The organism is Arthrobacter alkaliphilus (genome assembly GCF_021483235.1).
In the GTDB taxonomy this organism is placed as follows: domain Bacteria; phylum Actinomycetota; class Actinomycetes; order Actinomycetales; family Micrococcaceae; genus Arthrobacter; species Arthrobacter alkaliphilus.
Genome location: NZ_JAKEEC010000034.1, coordinates 1 through 21,150 on the forward strand (window position 1 = coordinate 1; position 21,150 = coordinate 21,150).

Genomic DNA, 21,150 nt, shown 5'->3' on the forward strand with positions numbered 1-21,150 from the left:
CCCACATCCGCAAAGCCATCATCGCCCGCGACCAAGGCTGCACCTTCCCCGACTGCACCATCCCCGCACCCTGGTGCGAAGCCCACCACATCACCTACTGGTCACAAGACGGAACCACCGGAACAGACAACGGCATCCTCTTATGCAGCCACCACCACCACGTCATCCACAAAGAACAATGGACCATCACCACCGACTCCGGCACGCCATGGTTCAAACCACCACCCCACATCGACCCGGACCAAACACCCCGCCGCAACCACTACTTCAGACCCACCCGAACATAAACCCGCCCCGGCAGGAATCACTCAGAAACCCGTTGACATGTGACCAAACGGTCACCTAATCTAAATCCATGGACGCCGTCTTCAAGGCACTCTCCGACCCCACCCGCAGGGATCTGCTCGACGAGCTCTTCCGGGAGGACGGGCAGACGCTCAGTGCGCTTGAAGCACGCTTCGACATGACCCGCTTCGGGATCATGAAGCACCTCAAGATCCTTGAGGAAGCCGGGCTGGTTGTGACCCGCCGTCGCGGTCGCGAAAAGCTCCACTATCTAAATCCGGTACCCATCAGGCTCGTCCACGACCGCTGGGTGAGCAAATATGCAGAACCATGGGCCGCTGCGTTGAGCGACCTCAAAACCAGATTGGAAAGTCCCGTGGAAAAGATCTTCGAAATCTATATCAAGACCACTCCGGAGCGGCTCTGGGAAGCCATCACGGACAGCGACACCCGCAGCAAGTATCAGTTCGGCAACACCCACACCGCCGACTGGACCCCGGGCGGGCACTACGAGATGCACAATCCCAAAGCCAACGGAATGGTCCTCGGCGAGGGCGAAAACGTGGAGGTCGATCCCCCGCGGCGGCTCGTCCAGACCATGCGCGCACTCTGGGGCGAAGACGTCAAAGCCGAGGGCACATCACGTGTCACCTGGGAGATCGAACCCGTCGGCGACTCGTGCCACCTGACAGTCACCCACAGCGACCTGCGCGAGGGCGGAAACGACCAGATCTACGGCGGTTGGCCGATGATCCTCTCCGGCCTCAAGACCTGGCTGGAGACCGGCGAAGTCCTCACGACACCTGGTTCATTAATGTACGGATAAGAGGCTCTTCGGAGAAGAGATCCTTCAGGTGCGGATCTCTGGGCGGCGACCCTGACCCTCACGCAGATCGCTGGATTACGGAGCGGCGTAGGGCTGCTCCGCGCCGTCGCGGGTGTTGTAGAGCTTCCAGTAATGCTGGGCGATGGTGTCGGCCTGGGTTTCCGGGCCGCCGGTGCCGATCCAGGCGAAGATCGGCACGTGGGCTACGTAGACGCCGGTTCCGGCGGTGGCCTGGTGCAGCTTGAGCGCATAGGTGCGCAGGGCGCTCGAGCCGATGGCGGTTGCGGTGAACTCGGCAGGTCCAGCCAACGGGTCCATGGACGATCCGCCGGTGGTGTAGATGATGGTCCCCGAGTCGCGCTCAATCATGCCGGGCAGGACCTGCTCTGTCGCGGCGAGGCCGCCGTATAGGTAGTAGTCGATCTGCGGCTGGATGCCGAGGCGGTCGGCCGCGACCGGGGTCGGGTTGCTCAGCCCGGGGACGGGGTTGTGCGGCGCGGGCGAGTACTCGAGGACGTCGACGCGGCCGAAGCGCTTCTTGATACGGTCGAAGGCTTCGGCGACGGAAGCTGGCTCCATGACGTCGGCGGCGAAACCGGCGGCCTCGATCCCGGCGTCGGTCAGTTCGGCGGCGAGCGCGTCCAGAGCGGACTGCGTCCGGGAGACAAGGGCGACGGAGAAGCCGTGGCTGCCGAAGGCCTTGGCGATGGACAGTCCGAGGCCGGATCCGGCTCCAACGATGGCGATGGTGGGCATCTGTAGTTCCTTTCGATCTGTTACATACTTGTGGTGTGGCAGCAGACCAGATGGACTGCATGCCGGGTTTGTGGATGCGGAGGGTGGACGAGATGGCGACGGCGAGGACGATCAGCGGGCCGTGCCAGGCGTGGCCGGAGGAGAGCGCGTTCATCCGCGAGGTGCTGGACCGGATCGGCGACAAGTGGACGATTCTGATCATCAGCACCCTGGGCTCGGAGCCGCTGCGCTACTCCGACTTGCAGGCGAGCATCCCGGGCATCTCGCAGCGGATGCTCACGGTGACGCTGAAGGCACTGGAGCGCGACGGGCTGCTCACCCGCACGGCCTACGCCGAGGTGCCGCCGCGGGTCGAGTACGACCTGACCCCACTGGGCAGGTCACTGCTGGACGCCGTGATGACGCTCGCGGGCTGGGCGGCCAGCCATCACGGGGAGGTCGCCGCCAGCCGGCGCGAGCACGAGCTGACCGGCGTCGGTCGGGAGAAGTCGGCCATGGCCTAGCCCTCCGCGCTTTTTACTGGGGATCGGTCTTGTAGCTCTCGGCTGCGAGGGCTTCGACCGCTTGGTCGAGGGCATGGCCGTAGGCGGACACCGACTGAGCGCCGGACGCCGCGATCCGGCGGCCGAAAACCGTAAACGGCACCCCCTGCGCGCCCAGCGCCGCACCCTCGGAGGCGTTGGCCCGGACGTCGTCGGCGAACTCCTTGCCGGCGAGGACCTCGCGCACGCGTTCCCCGTCGAGGCCGAGGGACAGCGCCACCTCGACCACGACATCAGCGTCGTAGGGGTCGATCTCACCGGCGAAGAACCGGTCCTGGATCTGGGAGAAGAACTCCAAGCCCATGCCAGACTGCTCGGCGAAGTGCACTACTCGATGCAGGTCGAACGTGTTGGCGTTCAACCGATCGAGGTCGAACTCCAGGCCCTCGCGGTGGGCGATCGCCTGGATCCGCTTCTCCGCTTGCAGGACGACCGACGGGTCGCCGCCGTGCTTTCGCATGAAGACGGCTTCGATGGGCTCGGGCTCCTTCGGGGACTCCGGGTTCAGCTCGAAGGAGCGGATCTTCATCTGGAAGCGGCCAGCGTCGGGCCGGCCCTCGATCGCGCGCTGAAGCCGGTGCTTGCCAACGTAGCACCAAGGGCACCCGAGGTCGGCCCACACCTCGACGACGACGGGGGTCTGTTCGGCTGTGCTGTTCTGTTCCATACTCATCACCTCACGATTGGTTCGTAACCCCATTGTGAGTGTGTTAAACGAGGCCTACAAAAGGCACATCGAAGTGCGTGGGGTCAGGCCTTGGCGGCCGGAACCAGGGCTGCGTTGAGGTACTCCAAATGCGCCAGCGTCGGGGCAGTAGCTTGGTCCGCGTATTCCGGGTGCTTGGTGAGGTACTTCTTGATGAAAGGGCACACCGCCACGATTCCGCGCTCCTCACTCACGGTCTCGTTCAAGGCAACTTCGGCGAGCCGGCCCGCGAGCCCTTGGCCGCCAAATTCCTCGTTGATCACCGTGTGGTAGAAGATCCGCTGCGGGGACCCGCCGTCGTCGTACGCCTTGTACGCGGCCTTCCCGATCACGTGGCCATCAGCGAGCACTTCAAAGCGTTCGCGGTCAACGTTGTGGCGGAAGGTGACATCGGTCATCGCTGGCTCCTCAGATAGGTCCTTTTGACCTACCCTAACCTCGGAGCCGGGGCGCTTTGTTCCCGGGTTGCCTCCCGATCCAGATGTGGACCGGGAAGCAACCCGGAAAGGCTGCTAAGCCGTGACGATGTCGTGCGTTGCGTGGTCGTACGTGAAGGTGATCTTGCCGCCGTCGTGCTTCAGCTCGTGGTTGGCACCATCGCGCACGCCGAATGCTCCGTAGTTCTCATCCCACGAGCGGTTCAGTGCGATCTTGTAGGTGTAGAAACCGGCAGGCAGCGTGGTGGAAAGAGTCCATACCTTGCGGCGGGAGTTGAACTTCATCTGCACCTCGTCGTACTGCGGGGCCCAGTCCTCCGGCGCGCCGAGAAGGGTGCTGAAGTCGCCGGCGATCGCGACGGCGGACGGCTGCTCGAGCTTCTCGGCGGCAGCTGCTTTGGGCGCGGCCGCCTTCTTCAGGACTTCCTTGACGGCAGCTGCCGCTTTGGCCGCAGGTTCCTTGACGGCAGCAGCCGCCTTGGCCGCAGGTTTCTTGGCGGCAGCCTTCTTGGCCGGGGCCTTCTTGACCGGGGCCGTCGGAAGCGGCGTATCAGCAGGGACCGGGGTGCCCTCAGCCAAGGCGGCGGCGAACTCGTCCGGCTTGGCGAAAGCCACCGTGGCACGGAGGCCGTCTTCAGTGATGGTCCAGCCCGAGCGGCCCTTGACCAGCCAGCCGGCCTTGACCAGCTTCGCGGTATCCGTCGTCAGGCTCTTATGGCCGCGTGGAATCCCTCCACTGAGCAGTTCACTCTCGCGCTCATCCAGCGGGACACGGACAATCGCCTCGGCCAGGATCTCACCGGCATTCAACGACTTCTCGGACCACGTTCCCTCAGCCAAGACGTCCAGGACGGTCTTGAGGCGGGCACTGCTTCTTTCGACGGTGGACTTGGCCACTGGGTCTCCTTCAACGGCGAACATTCCTTCAGCAGTCTGCCAATGTTCTGTAAACTCTGGCGACTGTTCTTGGTAAACACAGTGTGTCGTGACCCACTATTACGCCCAAATCAGGGCAAGTGATGGGAGGCTCTCGGGTACCGGCCGGGAGTCAGCGCACACGGCTAAAGAGAAAGCTTCTCCCACTCCGAAACCTCGGCCAGCAATTCCGCCTTCCGCGCTTCGTCCGCGAACGATGAACGCACCGAGTTTGCCGCCAGACGCGCCCGGTCCTCAACAGAGAACCCGTGCACAGCCACGAGCTGCTCGAAGTTATCGTCTACGTAACCGCCAAAGTACGCGGGATCGTCCGAGTTCACGCTGACATTCAGCCCAGCTGCCAGCATTGCCGGCAAAGGGTGATCGGCCAGGGTATCCACGGCACGGAGCCGCACGTTGGACAACGGGCAGACTGTCAGCGGAACTTGCTCAGCCACCAAACGCTCCACAAGGGCCGAATCCTCCATGCAACGGATGCCGTGATCGATCCTCTCCGCGCCGAGCAGATCGAGGGCCTCGTAAACATAGGAGGCGGGGCCTTCTTCGCCGGCGTGGGCGATCCGCCGCAGTCCGGCCTCCGCCGCGCGGCGGTAGAGCCTTTCGAACTTCGACGGCGGGTTGCCCACCTCGGCCGAGTCGAGGCCGATTCCTGCGATCGGCGCCTTCATGGCAAGAAGCTGCTCCAAAACCTCCAGCGCGGATTCTTCTGAGAGATCCCTCAGGAAGGCGGCAATCAGGAGCGTCGAGACGCCAAACTCTTCCACCGACGTCGCGAGTGCTGACGCGACGCCGTTCACGCACGTCTCCAGGGCCACGCCGCGCGAGATGTGCGCCTGCGGATCCATCATGACCTCGACGTGCCGCACGCCGCCGGCCGCGGCACGTGCCAAATAAGCCCGGGTCATGTCCGCGAAGTCCTGCTCGGTGCGCAACACGGCCATGTTGGCGTAGTACAGATCCAGGAACGACTGCAGATCCGTGAACTCGTACCGGGCACGCAGCTCGTCCAGGTCCGCGTACGGAAGCTCGAGCCCGTTGCGTTCCGCGAGCGCGAAAATCAGTTCGGGCTGAAGGGTCCCCTCAATGTGCAGGTGCAGTTCGGCAACCGGAGGTGCCGCCGTCGTCGTCGATTCGCCAAAAGTTTCCACCCCACAAGAGTAGCGAGGGGAAGACCACACCGCGTCAACTTGGATCTACGCCGTGCGGCCCCCAAACTGAGAGGATGCAGACCTTCCTCCCGTTCCCCGATTTCAAGCAAAGTGCTGCCGTCCTGGACACCACAAGGCTTGGGAAGCAGCGTGTCGAAGCACTGCAGATCCTTCGCGCACTGGTGATTCCCGAGTTCGGCAGGCCCTCCCACCCCGCGGTCCGCATGTGGATGGGCTATGTTCCCGCGCTGACCCTCTACGGCCTGGCCATGGTGGACGAATGGGTCGCCCGCGGGAACCCGGACAACACCCGCGCCAGCATCACCGAGTTCGCGCCCCAGGCAGCCCACCCGGATTACGCCTCCAAGATTCCGATGCCGCCATGGCTGGGCGACGCCGACTTCCACCTGAGCCACCGCTCCAAGCTGCTCCAGAAAGAGCCCCGCTTCTACGCCGAGCTCTTCCCGGACACTCCGAATGACCTCGAGTACCTTTGGCCCGAACCCCGGCACGAGTTCATCCCCGAAGACCCGTACGACGAGTTCATCTGGGTGCTTCGCGCGCCGGTGGGCGACGTTGAACCCGAGAAGATCGACAAGGTGGGGATGCCGGCAGCGGGGAAGCCCAAGGCCGCCGACAGCGACGGCGACGGCTACCAGTTCGTCTACGAATCGGAGAAGTCCCGCCGCCCCGGCAAGACCGCGCGCAAGGCTCCCGTCCAAAAGGTGAAGAAGCCCAGCCGGAACCGCCAGCGCCAGGATGAAGCCTTCAGGACGCTGCCCGGCAACACGCCGGTCCTCGTGCCCGTTGAGGGCGGAGCCAAGTTTGCCCTGGGGAAGGTCTTCGGCCGGCCGATCACCTTGGAAGACGGCCGGTTCGGCCGCAACTTCGAGGTCACCAAGATCATCGACCGCGCCGACTTCGACTACCCGGCCTTGTTGCAGGATCCGCGGGCGTTCTTCCCGATCCCGGCACCCTGACGCTTCCAGCTAGACGCGAACGACGGCGGCGCTCAGGTTCCTCGCGAAACGAACCCCTCCGCCCAGCGCGCCCAATCCTCCGGCCGCGCTGAGGGCCGTCCAAGAAGGTATCCCTGACCGGCGTGCATGCCGAGCTCCGCCACCGCGCTGAGCTCGGCTTCGGTTTCGATCCCTTCGGCGACCAAGTACGCCCCGATCTCCTTGGCAAACCCGACCATGGCCGCTCCCAGGGCGCGCTGGCCTCGGTCAGTGTCGATGCCGGCGATGATGTCCCTGTCGAGCTTGATCACGTCCGGCTTGAGCAGCAAGACATGGCGCATGGACGCGAACCCGGAGCCCGCGTCATCAACGGCTATCTTCAAGCCACGGCCCCGCAACGATGCGAACGCAGCCGCCAAGGGTCCGTAATCGACTACGTGGTGGCGTTCTGTCACTTCAAGCACTATCCGCCGCATCGGGATTCCGGCGTTCACAAGAATGCCGGGCAACCGCGCGTCAAGGCATGCCTTGGGTGAGAGATTTACCGAAACCGCCAACGTGGGCGGCAGCCGGACTGCAGCGGCGAGCGCGGTCTCAAGCGCAAGGATTTCAAGCTCGACATCCAGCCCGACGGCGGCAGCTTCGACGAACCACACCTCGGGAGAAATTCCCTGTGGGTCCGCGAACCGGGTCAGCCCCTCAGCCCCGATGATTGCGTCCGTTTCCAATGACCGGATCGGTTGGAAGGCCGTCAACATGGAGCGCTCGGCAAGGACCGCTTCAACGCGTTCCCTGATCTCGTCGGTGGCCAGCGAGTCCAGTGTCAGTGGATCAAGGGCCCTGCTGGTTCCCTCAAAACCGCTGGGCCGGCCGGCGTCGTCGTAAAGGGCCCTTCCGGAAACCTCGACCACCACCCTGCGGCCGTCCTTGTGGCGGCACATGGCATGGAGTCCGGACCAACCCGCGGCAGCGTTCTGGGTGGAGATCTTTGCTTGCAGTGCTTTTGTCAGATCGTGAGGGTCGATGATCAGACGGAAATGCCTTCCCAAGAGCTCGGCGGGCTCGTAGCCGACCAACTCAACGCTCGCCGGGCTGGAGAAGGTGAAGCGCCCGTCCGCTCCTATGGCCCACAGCCATTCCCGGCTGGTGATCAGAACTGTATCCATCAAGCGGTTGGTCCGCGACGCGTCAGCGCGCTCCCGGAGCTGATGGCGCACTAAGGAAAACGCCGCGAAAACCACAACGGGCACCACGAGCAATGAAAAAACATCCGAAATCCAGACCGGCCATCCCCATGTTTCCCAGGAACCATTTCCGATGAAGTACGGCAGCCCCACCGCCAAGGCAACACACAACTCCACAGCGAGGATGACATACAACCGCCATTTAGGCCTGAACGGCCGTGTCCTCTTCCCTTGCCCGCGCATTCTGAACATGGCCCCCCGGCAAAAGCTAAGGCTGCACATCTGCTACGTGATGCCAACCATGTTCCTACATGATGCCACCCGGGTGTGAGGGTTGTTAGCGCTTGTCCAGGGAATCGATGAGATCCAGGCCGCGGCGGGCCCACTCTATTTCGGTGTCGGCGCGGGCGATCAAGCCCTCATAGGTGAAGATCTTGTACTGCACAGTGCGCTGGCGGTCAGCCTCGGGAGTCACGGCCAGCCGCTTTCTCAGCATGACGTTGGTGCCGTTCTTCAGTTCCTCGATCATTCCCGCCCACTGCTCGCGGCGCAGGGCGTGGTAGTCGAGGTGTGCCTGCATTTGGGCCCGAGCGGCAACGGGGTCCGCCCATTCCAAGTAGGCGGCTTTGAGGTGCACCGGATCGCGTTCGCGTGAGTATTCCAGGGGCGTGTTCATCCACGTCCGAAATGCCTCACGGCCTTCCGCGGTGATCCGGTATTGGGTCTTCTTGCCCCGCGGCCCCCACGGAACCTCCTCGCCGGCCAGGAGTCCATCCTTTTCCATCTTCCGCAGCTCAGGGTAGATCTGCGAATCGGGCGCGTGCCAGACATAGGCCACGGACGCTTCGAAGCGTTTGGACAGGTCATATCCGGTCATTGGCTCAACGGACAGCAATGCCAGCAGCGCGTACCGAAGACTCACAGACCCGCCTCTCTTTCATCGACCCTTGCCAAATAACTATATCCATAGATATTGTGTGACCCAAGGCACTAACTATGGAGATAGATAGTTACTCCTCCGAAGCTGCCTTCAGGATTCCCCGTCCACTTACCGGCGGCGTCATAGACGATGCCCGCCGTCACCGGAAGGAACAACCGTGACTGTTGTCCGGACCCAAAGCTCCACCACGAACAAAGTCCTTGGCTACCCGTTGAACGTTTGGTACGTCGCCGCGTGGGACAAGGAACTCACCCGCAAGCCGATGTCCCGCAAGGTGGCGGGCCGGCCCTTGGCGCTGTACCGCACCGAGGACGGCAAGGCCGTGGCCTTGGCCGACGCCTGCTGGCACCGGCTGGCGCCACTGTCGATGGGCAAGACCCTCGGCAAGGACCAGATCCAGTGCCCGTACCACGGGATCGTCTACAACTCTGCCGGACGTTGCGTGTCCATGCCCGCGCAGGAGACCATCAACCCCAGCGCCACGGTGCCCTCCTTCCCCGTGGTGGAACGGCACCGGTATGTCTGGGTCTGGCTTGGTGACCCCACCCAAGCCGATCCGGAGCTCGTGCCGGACATGCACCAGCTGGACTCAAAGGAGTGGGCCGGCGACGGCGAAACCATCCACGCCCCGTGCAACTTCCAACTGGTGCTGGACAACCTGATGGACCTTACGCATGAAGAGTTCATCCACTCCTCCTCGATCGGGCAGGAAGAACTGAGCGAATCCGACTTCGTCGTCACGCATGACGACGGAACGGTGACAGTGTCCCGCTGGATGTTCAACATCGAGGCCCCGCCGTTCTGGCTCAAGAACATGCGGGACAAGTTCCCTGGCTTTGAAGGCCGGGTGGACCGCTGGCAGATCATCACCTTCCGCTCGCCGTCGGTCATTAACATCGACGTCGGAGTTGCCAAGGCGGGGACCGGCGCCTTCGAAGGTGACCGCAGCCAAGGCGTCAACGGTTTCGTCATGAATGCGATCACGCCTGAAAGCGACAAGTCCTGCCACTACTTCTGGGCCTTCATGCGCAATTACCGCTTGGACAGCCAGCTCATCACCACCCAGCTTCGCGACGGCGTGCACGGAGTATTTGGTGAGGATGAGGCGATGCTCGCGGCGCAGCAGGCCGCCATCGACGCCAATCCGGACTACGAGTTCTACAACCTGAACATCGATGCGGGCGGGATGTGGGTCCGCCGGTTGATCGAACGCCAACTCGAAGCCGAAGGCCGCCTTGTTCCCGTCGCCTAGCGCGGGGACAGGCACCTCTGAGACAGGTATGACGTAGACATGGCCGCATCAAACATTGAGGTTTGGCAGCTGGGAACAGTTGTTGAGGTCGAGAAGATCGCCACCGATGTCCAGCGCGTTGTGCTGGAACCGTCCCTGCCGAGGAAAGCGGAACCGGGTTCACACATCGATGTGATGGTCCGCATCGACGGCACCGAGGACCGGCGCTCGTATTCGATCGTCGAGTCGAGCGAAGACGGCACCCGCCTGGCGATCAGCGTGCTGAAAGCACCGCTGTCCCGCGGCGGTTCGGTCTTCATCCACTCCCTCCTGCCGGGGGACGAGCTGGAGATCACGCAGCCCTTGCAAAACTTCCCGCTCCGCGTCGGCGCGGGTCGCTATATCCTCCTCGCAGGCGGCATCGGCATCACGGCCATGATCAACATGGCCAGGGTCCTGAAAAACATCCGGGCGGATTACACGTTCGTTTATGCAGGGCGCAGCCGCGCAGTGATGGCCTACCTGGAGGAACTGCAAGAAGTGCACGGCGAGAACCTCGTGGTCCACGTGGATGACGAAGGAACGCCCCTGGACGTCCACTCCTTGGTGGACAGTGCAACTGAGGACACCGAACTGTACATGTGCGGGCCCATCAGGCTGATGGACGCCGTCCGCCGCACGTGGACGGCGCGCGGGCTCAGCTACCCGAACTTGCGCTACGAAACCTTCGGCAACAGCGGTTGGCACGACCCCGAAGAGTTCATCGTCAAGGTCCCGAGACTGGGCTTGGAGGTGCCGGTGGGCAAGGGCCGCTCCATGCTCGAAGCGCTCGAGGATGCGGGGGCGGACATGATGTTCGACTGTCGCAAGGGCGAATGCGGGCTTTGCGAGGTCCGGGTCCTCAAGCTCGAGGGCACCATCGACCACCGCGACGTCTTCTACAGCGCCAGGCAGAAAAACGCGACGGAGAAGATGGCCTGCTGCGTATCCCGCGCCGTCACGTCGCCAACCGGTCTGGCGTCCGAAGCATCCGCCTCCGGCCCGGCGGTGGTGACCATCGAGGTCTCTTGACCCCGAGCCGGCAACGTGCCGGCAACGCGCCCAGTTCGCTGGAGCGCTCGATACGACGAAGTATCACTACGAAAGGTTTTGCCTTGGATATCAAGAATGAAATCAAGAACTCCCCAATGAGCCGCTTTCAGGTCGTCACTGTTTCGATCTGCCTGATCCTGATCATGATTGACGGCTTCGATGTGCTGGTCATGTCATTCACGGCCCCGTCCCTCTCGGCAGAATGGAAGGTCCCGCCTATTGAGCTCGGGTATCTCCTCAGTGCCGGGTTGTTCGGCATGGCGGCGGGCTCGATCTTCCTGACGCCGCTCGCGGACAAGATCGGCCGACGACACCTGACCCTGGTGGCACTGGCCATTATTTCTGTAGGCATGATCCTGTCCGTGGGCGCCGCGGACGTGACGCAGCTGATCGCCTGCAGGGTTTTCACCGGCCTGGGCATTGGCGGCATGATCGCCAATCTCAGCGTCATCGTGTCCGAATACTCTTCAGACCGGCGGCGCGGTCTGGCCATGGGAGTCTTCTCCGCCGGCTATCCGATTGGCGGCACCATTGGCGGTGTCATCGCCGCGGCACTGATCGCCGGATACGGCTGGCGGGCCGCCTTTGCTTTCGGCGCCGTCGTCAGCGTTGCCATGCTGGTTGTCAGCTGGTTCTTCCTTCCCGAATCGCTCGAATATCTTGCCGAGAAGGGCTCCCCCAGCTCACTCCCCCGGATCAATAGGATTCTCGGCAGGATGGGTCGCCCCCATCTTACGGAGCTCCCTCTGGCCGTTTCTTCGAAGCAAACATCTGGAAGTGTCTTCAAAGAGGTGTTTGGGCGGAACATGCTGAGCCGAACCCTCTTGATGTGGATCGGCTATGCGTTCCTCATCGCGGCGTTCTATTTCGCCAATACCTGGACACCGAAGATCATGGCCGAGGCCGCTGGCAACAACCAGCTCGGTGTAACCGCCGGCATCCTTGTCAGCACGGGCGGCATTGTTGGTGCGGTCGGATTCGGGATTCTTTCGACGTGGATCAAGAGCCGCCTCCTGAATACCCTCTGCTTGGTTCTTTCAGGTGTCGCCTATATCGGCTTCGCAAGTTCCTTCGGCACTGCCGGGCTTGCGTTGGCCCTGGCTGCTGTGGTCGGTATGCTCACCAACGCAGGCGTGGCCGGGTACTACACGATTGTGCCTCCGCTGTATTCGGCGAAGGCACGCGCCTCGGGATTCGGCTGGATGATCGGCGTCGGGCGCCTGGTTTCCATCGTGGCGCCCATCCTGGTGGGATACCTTATCGCCGCAGGCATGCCGCCCGTCACCATCTTCTACCTGTTTGCCGTCCCGCTTGTCCTGTCCGCGCTTTGCTGCATTGCCCTGGGACAGGTGCTTCGCCGCCAAGATGCAGTGGACACTGCGGTTGTGGAAGAGAACGCCGTCCAGGCAAGCAGCGGAGCCGCCTAGGATACGCACGACGGCGGCACTCTGGTTCCTGAAGATCGGAACCAAAGTGCCGCCGTCGTTTGCCGTTTCGGCTATCGGACCTGGCGACGTACGAGCCCCCGGATAACCAAAATCTCGTAGGCCAGCAAGGCGAGGACCCAGATGTAGTCATACCAGCGGGCGTCGAATCGAACGAGCAACGCCAGCAGCCCAAGTGCTGCAACTAGCTGGGTCGTGATGATTGCCAACCAAGGCGTGGTTTTCACCTTATCGGTGGCGCTGGCACCGTTGCCGCCGTTGCTCCGTTTATCCCGCCGAGCGACAGAGCGGCGCTGGTCACCTCTACCGAAATGCCGCTTCGAATTTTCTTCTCAATGCTCATTTCTCTCCCCTTGAGTTGACGCAAGCGAGTGACTATTCTATCGCGACTTTTGAGAGAAAACTATCGGTTAAGTCCTTTGCGCCTTCCTGATTCCGGCCCCTGAAAGCGTCAAGCCCCCAAACGCTCGGTCACGTTTGGGGCCATACTGGCGAACCCTCGTGCACATCAGGTGCACGAGGGTTCGCTTTTCGGCGCCCAAAAGTGACCGGGCGTCAGGCTTGGGACCGCTTTATCTGCCCGAGCGTCGGTCAAAAAGGGGACGTAAGTGAGTGAGCGTTCGGGGGATGCGGGCGCAAGACCACCCGGCGCCCTCCCTGCTACTTTCCTAGCCCGGCCCGGCGGAGGGCCTCTGCCATCGCAGTGTTGACCGGTGCCTTGGGCGCAGCCTTCCCAGGTGCGCCTTTCGAACCTTGTCCGGCCTGTTGGGCCGGGCGACGCTCGCCCTGTTGGGCCGGGCGACGCTCGCCCCGGTCCCCACCGCGGCCACCGCCCCGCGAACCGGAGCCGCCCGCGGTGCCGGGTTCGTCGTCGAGCCTCAAGGTCAGTGAAATCCGCTTCCGTTCCGGGTCCGCCTCCAGCACTTTCACGCGCACCACCTGTCCGGATTTCACGATCTCCCGCGGGTCGGACACGAACTTGTTGGACAGCGCGGACACGTGGACCAGCCCGTCCTGGTGGACCCCGACATCCACGAACGCGCCGAATGCCGCCACGTTGGTGACCGTGCCTTCCAGGATCATGCCGGGCTTGAGGTCGGAGATCTTCTCGATGCCCTCGGAGAACGACGCCGCAACGAACGCCGGGCGGGGGTCGCGGCCGGGCTTTTCGAGCTCGGACATGATGTCCCGCACGGTCGGCAAGCCGAAGGTTCCGTCGACGAACGCCTGCGGATCGAGCGTCGACACTGCAGCGCCCTGCGCCGCGGCGACGATCTTCCGCGCCACTGAATACGCTTCCGGGTGCACACTGGACGCGTCCAGCGGCTCCGATCCGCCGGTGATCCGCAGGAAGCCCGCACACTGTTCGAACGCCTTGGCACCCAGTCGCGGCACCTTCTTGAGGTCGGCGCGCTTGGCGAACGGGCCGTTCTCATTGCGGTAGGCCACGATGTTCTCGCTCAGGAGGGGCCCGACGCCGGCCACGCGGGCCAGCAGCGCGGGCGACGCCGTGTTCACGTCCACGCCCACCGCGTTTACGCAGTCTTCGACGACGGCGTCCAGCGAGCGGTCCAGCTTCGCGGCGGTGACGTCGTGCTGGTACTGCCCTACGCCGATCGACTTCGGCTCGATCTTCACAAGTTCCGCCAGCGGGTCCTGCAAACGCCTGGCGATGGACACGGCGCCACGCAGCGACACGTCCATGCCGGGCAGTTCCGCGGCCGCGAGCGCGGACGCTGAATACACGGATGCGCCGGCCTCCGACACCACCAGTTTCTGCAGCGTCGGGCCACCCGAGGCAGCCACGTTCTTGATGAGCTGCACTGCGAGCTTGTCAGTTTCGCGCGACGCCGTACCGTTGCCGATGGCGACGAGTTCGACGCCGTGCTGCCGCGCCAAACGCTCTAGCGTCACCAAGGCTTCGTCCCACTTCTTTGCCGGGGCATGCGGATAGACGGTGTCGGTGGCGACGACTTTGCCGGTCCCGTCGACAACGGCCACCTTCACGCCCGTCCGCAGTCCCGGGTCGAGGCCCAGCGTGGCGCGGTTTCCAGCCGGAGCAGCAAGCAGCACATCACGGAGGTTGGCCGCGAACACGCGCACGGCCTCGTCCTCCGCCTGCGCAAACATACGCCCACGGAGGTCGTTACCCAGCCGGTCCAGGATCCGGGAGCGCCACGCGATCTGGGCCGTCTGCATCAGCCACGCATCGGCTGGCCGGCCACGCTCGGCAACCCCGAGGGACTTGGCCACAGCGTTCTCCAGGGCGTCGTCGTCGGCTGGTTCCGCTTCAGCGAGGCCAAGCTCCAGGACGCCGTCGTTCTCGCCGCGCAAAAGCGCGAGCACGCGGTGGCCGGGCATACCGGAAGGAGCCTGCGAGAACTCGAAGTAGTCCTTGAACTTCTGCCCCTCGGCTTCCTGGCCCTTCTTCACCCGCGACACCATCCGGCCCTGCGTCCACAACCGCTCGCGCAAGTCCTCGGCGAGATCGGGGTCCTGCGACACCCGTTCCACGAGGATTGAGCGCGCGCCGGCGAGCGCGGCCGCAGCATCCGCGATGCTGTGCTCGGCGTTGAGGTACTTTGCAGCCTCGCGCTCGGGATCGAGTTCCGGGTTGCCGAGCAGCGCGTCGGCGAGCGGCTCGAGGCCGGCCTCGCGGGCGATCTGCGCCTTCGTGCGGCGCTTGGACTTGAAGGGCAGGTAGATGTCTTCCAGCCGGGACTTGGTATCCGCGCCGACGACGGCGGCCTCCAGTTCCGGAGTCAGCTTGCCTTGGGCGGCAATCGCCTCAAGGACCGTTCGACGGCGGTCCTCCAGGTCCCGCAGGTACCGGAGCCGTTCCTCGAGCTCGCGCAACTGGGTGTCATCGAGCGTCCCCGTGACCTCCTTGCGGTACCGGGCGATGAAGGGAACGGTGGATCCGCCGTCGAGCAGTTCAACCGCGGCTTTGACCTGCCAGGACTTCACACCGAGCTCTTGGGCGATCAAGGCGTGGATGGCGGCGTCTGCCGATTGGGGCTGTGCTGACGGGTGCTGGGGAAGATGGGTCACCATGACATTTTGCCCTAAGGGCTCGCCGTGGCCGAAGACAGCGCGGGGTTACCTATATACAGAAGCGCCACGGCCGGCGGGCCGTGACGCTTGATGAGTGCGAAGTTACGGTTAGCCCAGGTTGGACATAGGGGTCTTGGCGGAGATGTGCTCCACCAGTTCGCCCACGCGCTCCTCGGTGTAGTTCCGGGCGATGTCGCCCTGGCTGATAATGCCCACCAACTTGTGGTCGGTGATGACCGGAAGGCGCCGGATCTGGTGCTTTTCCATCAGGTCGATCGCTGCATCCACGCTGGCATCGGCGTCGATCCAGATCGGCGTGCCCTTGGCCAGCTCGGCCGCGGTCAACCGGTCAGCATCCAATCCCTCTGCAACGCACCTGACCACGATGTCGCGGTCAGTGATGAATCCTTTGAGTTTTCCATCGTTGCCGCAGATCGGCAGGGAACCTACATCCAGATCGCGCATCAGGACAGCCGCGTCACGCAACGACTGTTCTTCCTTGACGCACTGGGCATTCGTGGTCATGAATTCGCGCACAACACTCATGAGTCCTCCTTGATCGATTGGGTATCGACGCGGACCCCTCGGCACCGACGCCGATGCTTTCAGCCTACGCTTGGGGTTGGGCCGTGGCCAGATGCCGTTTCTTGCTCGATTATTCGGCGATGTCCTCGGCCCACAGTTCCGGATTCTCTGCCTGGAAGCTGCGCATCATGTCCACGCACCGCTCGTCGTCGAGAACCACTACCTCCACGCCCCGGGAACGCAACAACTCGAATTCGCCGCCGAAGGTGCGGGCCTCCCCCACCACCACCCGCGGGATTTTGAACTGGATGATGGTGCCCGTGCACATGGCACACGGCGCGAGGGTCGTGTACAGGCTGGTGTCCCGGTAGCTCTTCTGCCGGCCGGCTGCACGCAGGGCCGACATTTCCCCATGGGCGATGGGATCGCCGTTCTGGACACGTTCGTTGTGCCCGCTCGCGATCACCACCCCGTCACGGGCAAGCGCCGCGCCGATGGGAATGCCGCCTTCGCGAAGGCTCTTTTGGGCTGCTTGGTATGCGGCTTCGAAGGCGGGATCTTGCGAGGGGTGTGTTTCGTTGGCCATGCGTCATTTTTGCACGGGCCATTCTTGTCCGACCCCACTGATAGCTTGGCTTAATCAGCTCAACCGGACTGGAGCCTCAAAAGGTGGCGGTGTGTTTTTTCTCGATTCAGTAGATGCGGGCCAAGCCCAGGATTTGGTCTTCTCCGCCAGCGACCTCGTCACGGCTGCCACGTGCGAGTACCAGCTGCTCCGAAAGTTGGACGAGAAGCTGGGCCTGTCGCCAAAGCCCGACTTCGGCGTCGACCCCATGCTGGAGCGCACCGCGGTACTGGGCGACGTCCACGAGCACAGGGTGCTGGACCGTTTCGTGGCCGAGTTCGGCACCTGGGATCCGCTGGCTCGCCGGGGCGTGTTCGACGTCGTCCCCGCCGAAGCCATGGACCGCACCACCCTGCAGGCCAAGCATGAGGAATCGATCGAGGCGCTGCGATCCGGTGCGGACGTGGTCTTCCAAGCCGCGTTCTTCGACGGTCAGTTTCACGGGCGCTCCGATTTCCTGGTCAGGCAGCCGGACGGCAGCTATGCGGTTTACGACACCAAGCTGGCCCGCCACGCCAAGGTCACCGCGCTGTTGCAACTGGCGGCCTATGGCGATCAGCTATTGAAGGTGGGAATCACCCCGGCCCCGGATCTGACCCTTGTCCTCGGCGCCACGGTCCAGCGCGACGCCGGCAGTCCGGACGCTGGCTTCGATTACGAACACAGCAACCACCGTCTCGCCGACGTCCTGCCCGTCTTCCGGGAACGCCGGGACCGCTTCCTCTCCTTGACGGACGCGCACCGTTCACGGCTGGAGCCTGTCGAGTGGGGCGCACCCGGGGTCACGGCATGCGGCCGCTGCGACTACTGCAAGGAGCAAGTGCTCCTCAACCGGGACCTGCTGATGGTGGCGGGCATGAGGATCACGCGGCGCAAGAAGCTCATGGACAACGGCATCACCACCATTGATGCGCTTGCCGCGATGCCCGACGCTCCGGATTCCACCACCCGCCGCTTGCAGGAACAGGCCCGGCTCCAGACCGGAACGGCCACGCCCGACGGCACAGTCAAGTACACCGACAAGTCCGGCGAGGCCAAGACCATCAGCTATTCCGTGCTGGAGTCCAACTCCCTCGCCCGCCTCCCCCGGCCCGATGCCGGAGACATCTTCTTCGACTTCGAAGGCGATCCGCTCTGGCAGGACCCGGTGACCGGCCGCTGGGGATTGGAGTACTTGTTCGGGGTCATTGAAAATCCCACCGAACCCGGCGGAACTCCCGTGTTCAAACCGTTCTGGGCACACTCCCGGGCCGAAGAACGCCAGGCGTTCATCGACTTCCTGGACTACGTGGAAGAACGCCGCATGAAGTACCCGGACATGCGGATCTACCACTACGCCGCCTACGAGAAGACCGCCCTGAGGAACCTGTCGGTCATCCACACCGTGGGCGAAGCCGCCGTGGACAACCTCCTCCGCGACGGTGTTCTGGTGGACCTCTACGACACAGTGCGGCACAGCATCCGCATTTCCGAAGATTCGTACAGCATCAAGAAGCTCGAGCCGCTCTACATGGGCGAACATCTGCGCTCGGGAGACGTGACCGACGCCGGGGCCTCCGTGGTTGCCTACGCCAACTACTGCACGGCGCGGGATGCCCATCGCGAAGACGAAGCAGCTGACATCCTGGCTGGAATCTCCGACTACAACGAATACGACTGCCTCTCCACCTTGAAGTTGCGGAACTGGCTGCTGGGATTGGCGGCCGAACGCTTCATTGAACCCGGCCAGGTCGCGCCGTCGGGACCAGACCTGCACAAGGAAACCGAGCCCGCCAAATATGAGGCGGCACCAGAGGAAACAGCCCTCCTTGACTACCTTGAAGGCTTGTCCGATGATGCGCGACGCTCCGATGACAACAGGGCCGTGGCCTTGGTTGCCGCGGCCGTTGGCTACCACCGCCGGGAAGACAAGCAGTATTGGTGGGGCCACTTCGACCGGCTGGACCGTCCCGTGTCCGAGTGGGAGGACACCCGGGACTGCTTCATCGTCGAACGCGGCGAGGTGGTGCGCGACTGGGGCGTGCTTCCAGGAAAACGCAATCCTTCACGGGATGTGTTGTTCTTCGGCCGCGCAGCCGAAGGATCAGGGTTTGGATCCGGGAAGACCTACTTCCGGATGTACGGGCCACCAGTGCCGGAGGCGTTCGACCGGAAGGCCGCCAGCGCCCAAGGCAGGTCCGGAGCCGGCGGGACCCAGATCCTCGAAACCGGCGGGCAGGACAATTTCGGATACCAGGGCATCGACGATGCTGGCGTCGGGCTAGCTGCCGGCGAAGCCACGGACGCCGTCTTAATCCGGGAAATCCTGCCCAGCAAAGCGTCCCCGTTCAGCCAGTTGCCCATGGCGCTCACTCCGGATGTCCCCGTCAACACGAAAGGGCAGCGCGCGGCACTCTCGGAGCTTGCCGTCGAAGTACGTTCCGCTCTGCCGTCCCGGCCAAAGGATCCTGCGCTGGACCTGTTGCGGCGAATCCCGCCTAGGCTGGCCACACTCCCGGAACTGCCCGCCGTCGGGCCGGGACAGGATGGCTACGCCAATGCCGTGACGGCGGCAGTCAAGGACCTCGACCATTCCTACCTGGCAGTGCAAGGGCCGCCCGGCACGGGGAAAACCTATGTCGGCTCGCAGGTGGTGGCCCGGCTGGTGGCGGAAGGCTGGAAGGTCGGCGTGGTGGGCCAATCGAACGCCATGATCGAGCACATGCTCTGCACAGCGATCAAGGCCGGGGTCGATCCGGAACTCGTCGCGAAGGACATGAAGCACGATGGCGACGTGCCGTGGAGCCGCCGCAAGGACAAGGACGTTGAGCGGCTCCTAACATCCCCGGGCGGCTGCCTCATTGGCGGAACCGCGTGGGTCATGACGGGCAGCTCAGTACCTGCAGGTTCCTTGGACTTGCTGGTGATCGACGAGGCGGGACAGTTTTCGCTGGCCAACACCCTGGCCGTGAGCCGGGCAACGAAGAGGCTGCTGCTCCTTGGCGACCCCCAGCAATTGCCGCAAGTCACGCAGGGCAAGCATCCCGAGCCGGTGGACGAATCCGCCCTCGGCTGGTTGGCCGACGGACACCACACCCTGCCCGGGAAGCTTGGCTATTTCCTGGCCACGTCCTGGCGCATGCACCCCGACTTGTGCGCTGCCGTGTCGGAGCTGTCCTACGACGGCCGGCTGCATTCGGCACCGGCCGCTTTGGCGCGGCGTTTGTCCGGGGTGCCGGCAGGCATCGAATGCGTCTACGTTCCGCACGCCGGCAACTCCACGCAATCGCCGGAAGAAGCCCGTGAAGTTGTCCGGCAGGTGAGGGCCCACCTCGGCCTTGCGTGGCTGGATCCGCGGGAATCGTCCGAAGAACGCCCGCTGCTCGAAGAAGACATCCTCGTGGTGGCGGCGTACAACGCCCAGGTCCAGCTCATCCAACGCGAACTGAGGGCGGCTGGACACCGAGGTGTGCGGGTGGGGACCGTGGACAAATTCCAAGGCCAGGAAGCTCCCGTGGTGATCGTGTCCATGGCGGCGTCCACTGCCGCCGAGGTGCCGCGCGGCATGGAGTTCCTGCTCTCGCGCAACCGGATCAATGTTGCGGTGTCGCGCGGTCAGTGGCGCGCCGTCGTCGTACGCTCACCGGAGCTGAGCTACTACCTGCCCATCAAGCCCGAGGGGCTGGAACAGCTGGGCGCCTTCGTGGGATTGTGCCAACGGGCCAACTCCAGCGCTTCATCCGACCCGAGCGCCTCGTCCAGCCCCAGCGCTTCATCCAGTACAGCCCCGAAATTCGCGGGGTCGTGAGCGAAGCGGCCCAGGAAAAGCCCGGACACTCCCCGAAGCTCAGGCAGGAGCCCCGGCTTGGCTGAGCCGCCGTAAATGATCGGCAACGCGGCCAGGCCGTGCTCGCCGAGCAGCAAGCGCAACTGATCGACGACGTCGGACACGTACTCTGCGTTGGCGGGCTCCGCTGCGCCGATGGCCCAGACGGGCTCGTACGCAATGACCAGCCGTGCCTCCGTCGCCCAGTTGTCCCGGACGGCAGCGGCGATCTGGGCAAGCACGAACGATGCCGCCACTTCAGGATCGCCGCGGGTAACTTCGCCGACGCATAGGAGCGGCGTCAGCCCGACGTCGAGGGCTGCTTGGACTTTCAACGCCACCACGGCGTCGTCCTCGGCAAAGTGCCTGCGCCGTTCCGCGTGCCCTATCTCAACGAGCCGCACGCCGAGCTCCCCCAGCAACGACGGGGACACTTCCCCCGTCCATGGACCGTCGGCCCAGCCACAATTCTGTGCGCCGAGGATCAGCGGAGAGCCTTCCAGTATCCGGGCGGCCTCCGGCAACAGCGGGAACGAGGGGATGACGAACGGGACAACCCGCCCGGCCGCAAGGGCCGGACGGGCGTCCACTTCACTTCGGAGTCGTTCCAGCCACGACAAGCTCTGCCGGTAGCCCATGTACATCTTGGTGCTG

At 63.9% G+C, this 21,150-nt stretch carries 19 protein-coding genes and 1 pseudogene; 8 read left to right on the top strand and 12 right to left on the bottom strand.

What is annotated here, in order from left to right; translation table 11 throughout:
- Both L0B83_RS17945 and L0B83_RS17950 read left to right on the top strand, forming a co-directional pair.
- A partial coding sequence (locus L0B83_RS17945) for an HNH endonuclease signature motif containing protein (protein ID WP_234759915.1) occupies positions 1-287 on the top strand: 287 nt, incomplete at its 5' end.
- Between the two features lie 68 nt (positions 288-355).
- Positions 356-1,111, top strand: coding sequence for an ArsR/SmtB family transcription factor (locus L0B83_RS17950; protein WP_234759916.1), 756 nt, complete (start codon positions 356-358; stop codon positions 1,109-1,111).
- A gap of 75 nt (positions 1,112-1,186) precedes the next feature.
- On the opposite strand, the gene L0B83_RS17955 is transcribed toward L0B83_RS17950, so the two are convergent.
- Positions 1,187-1,867, bottom strand: a complete 681-nt coding sequence (locus L0B83_RS17955) for an SDR family NAD(P)-dependent oxidoreductase (RefSeq protein ID WP_234759917.1) — start codon at positions 1,865-1,867, stop codon at positions 1,187-1,189.
- Between the two features lie 35 nt (positions 1,868-1,902).
- Between L0B83_RS17955 and L0B83_RS17960 the strand changes: the two genes are divergently transcribed.
- Positions 1,903-2,370, top strand: coding sequence for a winged helix-turn-helix transcriptional regulator (locus L0B83_RS17960; protein WP_372461217.1), 468 nt, complete (start codon positions 1,903-1,905; stop codon positions 2,368-2,370).
- A 13-nt stretch (positions 2,371-2,383) separates the two neighbouring features.
- Here the strand turns inward: L0B83_RS17960 and L0B83_RS17965 are convergent, their stop codons facing one another.
- From L0B83_RS17965 to L0B83_RS17980, 4 genes are all read right to left on the bottom strand, one after another.
- Positions 2,384-3,082, bottom strand: a complete 699-nt coding sequence (locus L0B83_RS17965) for a DsbA family oxidoreductase (protein ID WP_234759918.1) — start codon at positions 3,080-3,082, stop codon at positions 2,384-2,386.
- Between the two features lie 77 nt (positions 3,083-3,159).
- Positions 3,160-3,513 carry a GNAT family N-acetyltransferase gene (locus L0B83_RS17970; protein WP_234759919.1) on the bottom strand — a complete coding sequence of 118 codons (354 nt, stop codon included), beginning with the start codon at positions 3,511-3,513 and terminating at the stop codon, positions 3,160-3,162.
- Between the two features lie 114 nt (positions 3,514-3,627).
- Positions 3,628-4,449 (bottom strand): pullulanase X25 domain-containing protein, encoded by an 822-nt coding sequence (locus L0B83_RS17975; RefSeq protein ID WP_234759920.1) that lies wholly within the window; start codon positions 4,447-4,449, stop codon positions 3,628-3,630.
- 164 nt (positions 4,450-4,613) lie between these two features.
- Entirely contained in the window at positions 4,614-5,636 is a 1,023-nt protein-coding gene (locus L0B83_RS17980; protein ID WP_234759921.1) for an adenosine deaminase, read from the bottom strand.
- A gap of 74 nt (positions 5,637-5,710) precedes the next feature.
- Here L0B83_RS17980 and L0B83_RS17985 point away from each other — a divergent pair, with 74 nt between their 5' ends.
- The gene (locus L0B83_RS17985) at positions 5,711-6,616 is read left to right on the top strand and encodes an MSMEG_6728 family protein (protein ID WP_234759922.1); all 906 of its coding nucleotides are present in this window, start codon (positions 5,711-5,713) and stop codon (positions 6,614-6,616) included.
- Positions 6,617-6,648: 32 nt separating this feature from the next.
- Here L0B83_RS17985 and L0B83_RS17990 read toward each other — a convergent pair whose 3' ends face one another.
- Positions 6,649-7,761: a sensor domain-containing phosphodiesterase gene (locus tag L0B83_RS17990; RefSeq protein ID WP_234759923.1), complete on the bottom strand. Its 1,113-nt coding sequence runs from the start codon at positions 7,759-7,761 to the stop codon at positions 6,649-6,651.
- Positions 7,762-8,116: 355 nt separating this feature from the next.
- Entirely contained in the window at positions 8,117-8,701 is a 585-nt protein-coding gene (locus L0B83_RS17995) for a PadR family transcriptional regulator (protein WP_234759924.1), read from the bottom strand.
- Between the two features lie 175 nt (positions 8,702-8,876).
- Here L0B83_RS17995 and L0B83_RS18000 point away from each other — a divergent pair, with 175 nt between their 5' ends.
- The 3 genes from L0B83_RS18000 to L0B83_RS18010 all read left to right on the top strand — a co-directional run bounded on the left by L0B83_RS18000 (position 8,877) and on the right by L0B83_RS18010 (position 12,469).
- A complete protein-coding gene (locus L0B83_RS18000; RefSeq protein WP_234759925.1) occupies positions 8,877-9,971 on the top strand; it encodes an aromatic ring-hydroxylating oxygenase subunit alpha in 1,095 nt (364 codons plus the stop codon).
- Positions 9,972-10,010: 39 nt separating this feature from the next.
- A complete protein-coding gene (locus L0B83_RS18005) occupies positions 10,011-11,021 on the top strand; it encodes a PDR/VanB family oxidoreductase (protein WP_234759926.1) in 1,011 nt (336 codons plus the stop codon).
- A gap of 116 nt (positions 11,022-11,137) precedes the next feature.
- Positions 11,138-12,469, top strand: coding sequence for an MFS transporter (locus L0B83_RS18010; protein WP_234759927.1), 1,332 nt, complete (start codon positions 11,138-11,140; stop codon positions 12,467-12,469).
- Positions 12,470-12,540: 71 nt separating this feature from the next.
- On the opposite strand, the gene L0B83_RS18015 is transcribed toward L0B83_RS18010, so the two are convergent.
- The 4 genes from L0B83_RS18015 to L0B83_RS18030 form a co-directional block, all read right to left on the bottom strand.
- A complete protein-coding gene (locus L0B83_RS18015; protein WP_234759928.1) occupies positions 12,541-12,696 on the bottom strand; it encodes a hypothetical protein in 156 nt (51 codons plus the stop codon).
- A 451-nt stretch (positions 12,697-13,147) separates the two neighbouring features.
- Positions 13,148-15,541, bottom strand: a complete 2,394-nt coding sequence (locus L0B83_RS18020; RefSeq protein WP_372461218.1) for a Tex family protein — start codon at positions 15,539-15,541, stop codon at positions 13,148-13,150.
- Between the two features lie 108 nt (positions 15,542-15,649).
- Positions 15,650-16,087 carry a CBS domain-containing protein gene (locus L0B83_RS18025; protein WP_234759930.1) on the bottom strand — a complete coding sequence of 146 codons (438 nt, stop codon included), beginning with the start codon at positions 16,085-16,087 and terminating at the stop codon, positions 15,650-15,652.
- Positions 16,088-16,196: 109 nt separating this feature from the next.
- Positions 16,197-16,652: a nucleoside deaminase gene (locus tag L0B83_RS18030; protein WP_234759931.1), complete on the bottom strand. Its 456-nt coding sequence runs from the start codon at positions 16,650-16,652 to the stop codon at positions 16,197-16,199.
- A 91-nt stretch (positions 16,653-16,743) separates the two neighbouring features.
- On the opposite strand from L0B83_RS18030, the pseudogene L0B83_RS18035 reads away from it, so the two are divergent.
- A pseudogene (locus L0B83_RS18035) lies at positions 16,744-20,400 on the top strand (TM0106 family RecB-like putative nuclease); the annotation flags it as partial.
- Here the strand turns inward: L0B83_RS18035 and L0B83_RS18040 are convergent.
- Entirely contained in the window at positions 20,328-21,140 is an 813-nt protein-coding gene (locus tag L0B83_RS18040) for a triose-phosphate isomerase family protein (protein WP_308194024.1), read from the bottom strand. The pseudogene L0B83_RS18035 and the gene L0B83_RS18040 sit on opposite strands and share 73 nt — an antisense overlap.
- Between the last annotated feature and the right edge of the window lie 10 nt (positions 21,141-21,150).

What these genes read in the sequence shown, in the direction of transcription:
- L0B83_RS17955 (WP_234759917.1), bottom strand. Translation starts at nt 1,867, where the DNA reads ATGCCCACCATCGCCATCGTTGGAGCCGGATCCGGCCTCGGACTGTCC.
- L0B83_RS18020 (WP_372461218.1), bottom strand. Translation starts at nt 15,541, where the DNA reads ATGGTGACCCATCTTCCCCAGCACCCGTCAGCACAGCCCCAATCGGCA.
- L0B83_RS17950 (WP_234759916.1), top strand. Translation starts at nt 356, where the DNA reads ATGGACGCCGTCTTCAAGGCACTCTCCGACCCCACCCGCAGGGATCTG.
- L0B83_RS18040 (WP_308194024.1), bottom strand. Translation starts at nt 21,140, where the DNA reads ATGTACATGGGCTACCGGCAGAGCTTGTCGTGGCTGGAACGACTCCGA.
- L0B83_RS17985 (WP_234759922.1), top strand. Translation starts at nt 5,711, where the DNA reads ATGCAGACCTTCCTCCCGTTCCCCGATTTCAAGCAAAGTGCTGCCGTC.
- L0B83_RS18030 (WP_234759931.1), bottom strand. Translation starts at nt 16,652, where the DNA reads ATGGCCAACGAAACACACCCCTCGCAAGATCCCGCCTTCGAAGCCGCA.
- L0B83_RS18005 (WP_234759926.1), top strand. Translation starts at nt 10,011, where the DNA reads ATGGCCGCATCAAACATTGAGGTTTGGCAGCTGGGAACAGTTGTTGAG.
- L0B83_RS18025 (WP_234759930.1), bottom strand. Translation starts at nt 16,087, where the DNA reads ATGAGTGTTGTGCGCGAATTCATGACCACGAATGCCCAGTGCGTCAAG.
- L0B83_RS17970 (WP_234759919.1), bottom strand. Translation starts at nt 3,513, where the DNA reads ATGACCGATGTCACCTTCCGCCACAACGTTGACCGCGAACGCTTTGAA.
- L0B83_RS17990 (WP_234759923.1), bottom strand. Translation starts at nt 7,761, where the DNA reads ATGGATACAGTTCTGATCACCAGCCGGGAATGGCTGTGGGCCATAGGA.
- L0B83_RS18010 (WP_234759927.1), top strand. Translation starts at nt 11,138, where the DNA reads ATGAGCCGCTTTCAGGTCGTCACTGTTTCGATCTGCCTGATCCTGATC.
- L0B83_RS17965 (WP_234759918.1), bottom strand. Translation starts at nt 3,082, where the DNA reads ATGAGTATGGAACAGAACAGCACAGCCGAACAGACCCCCGTCGTCGTC.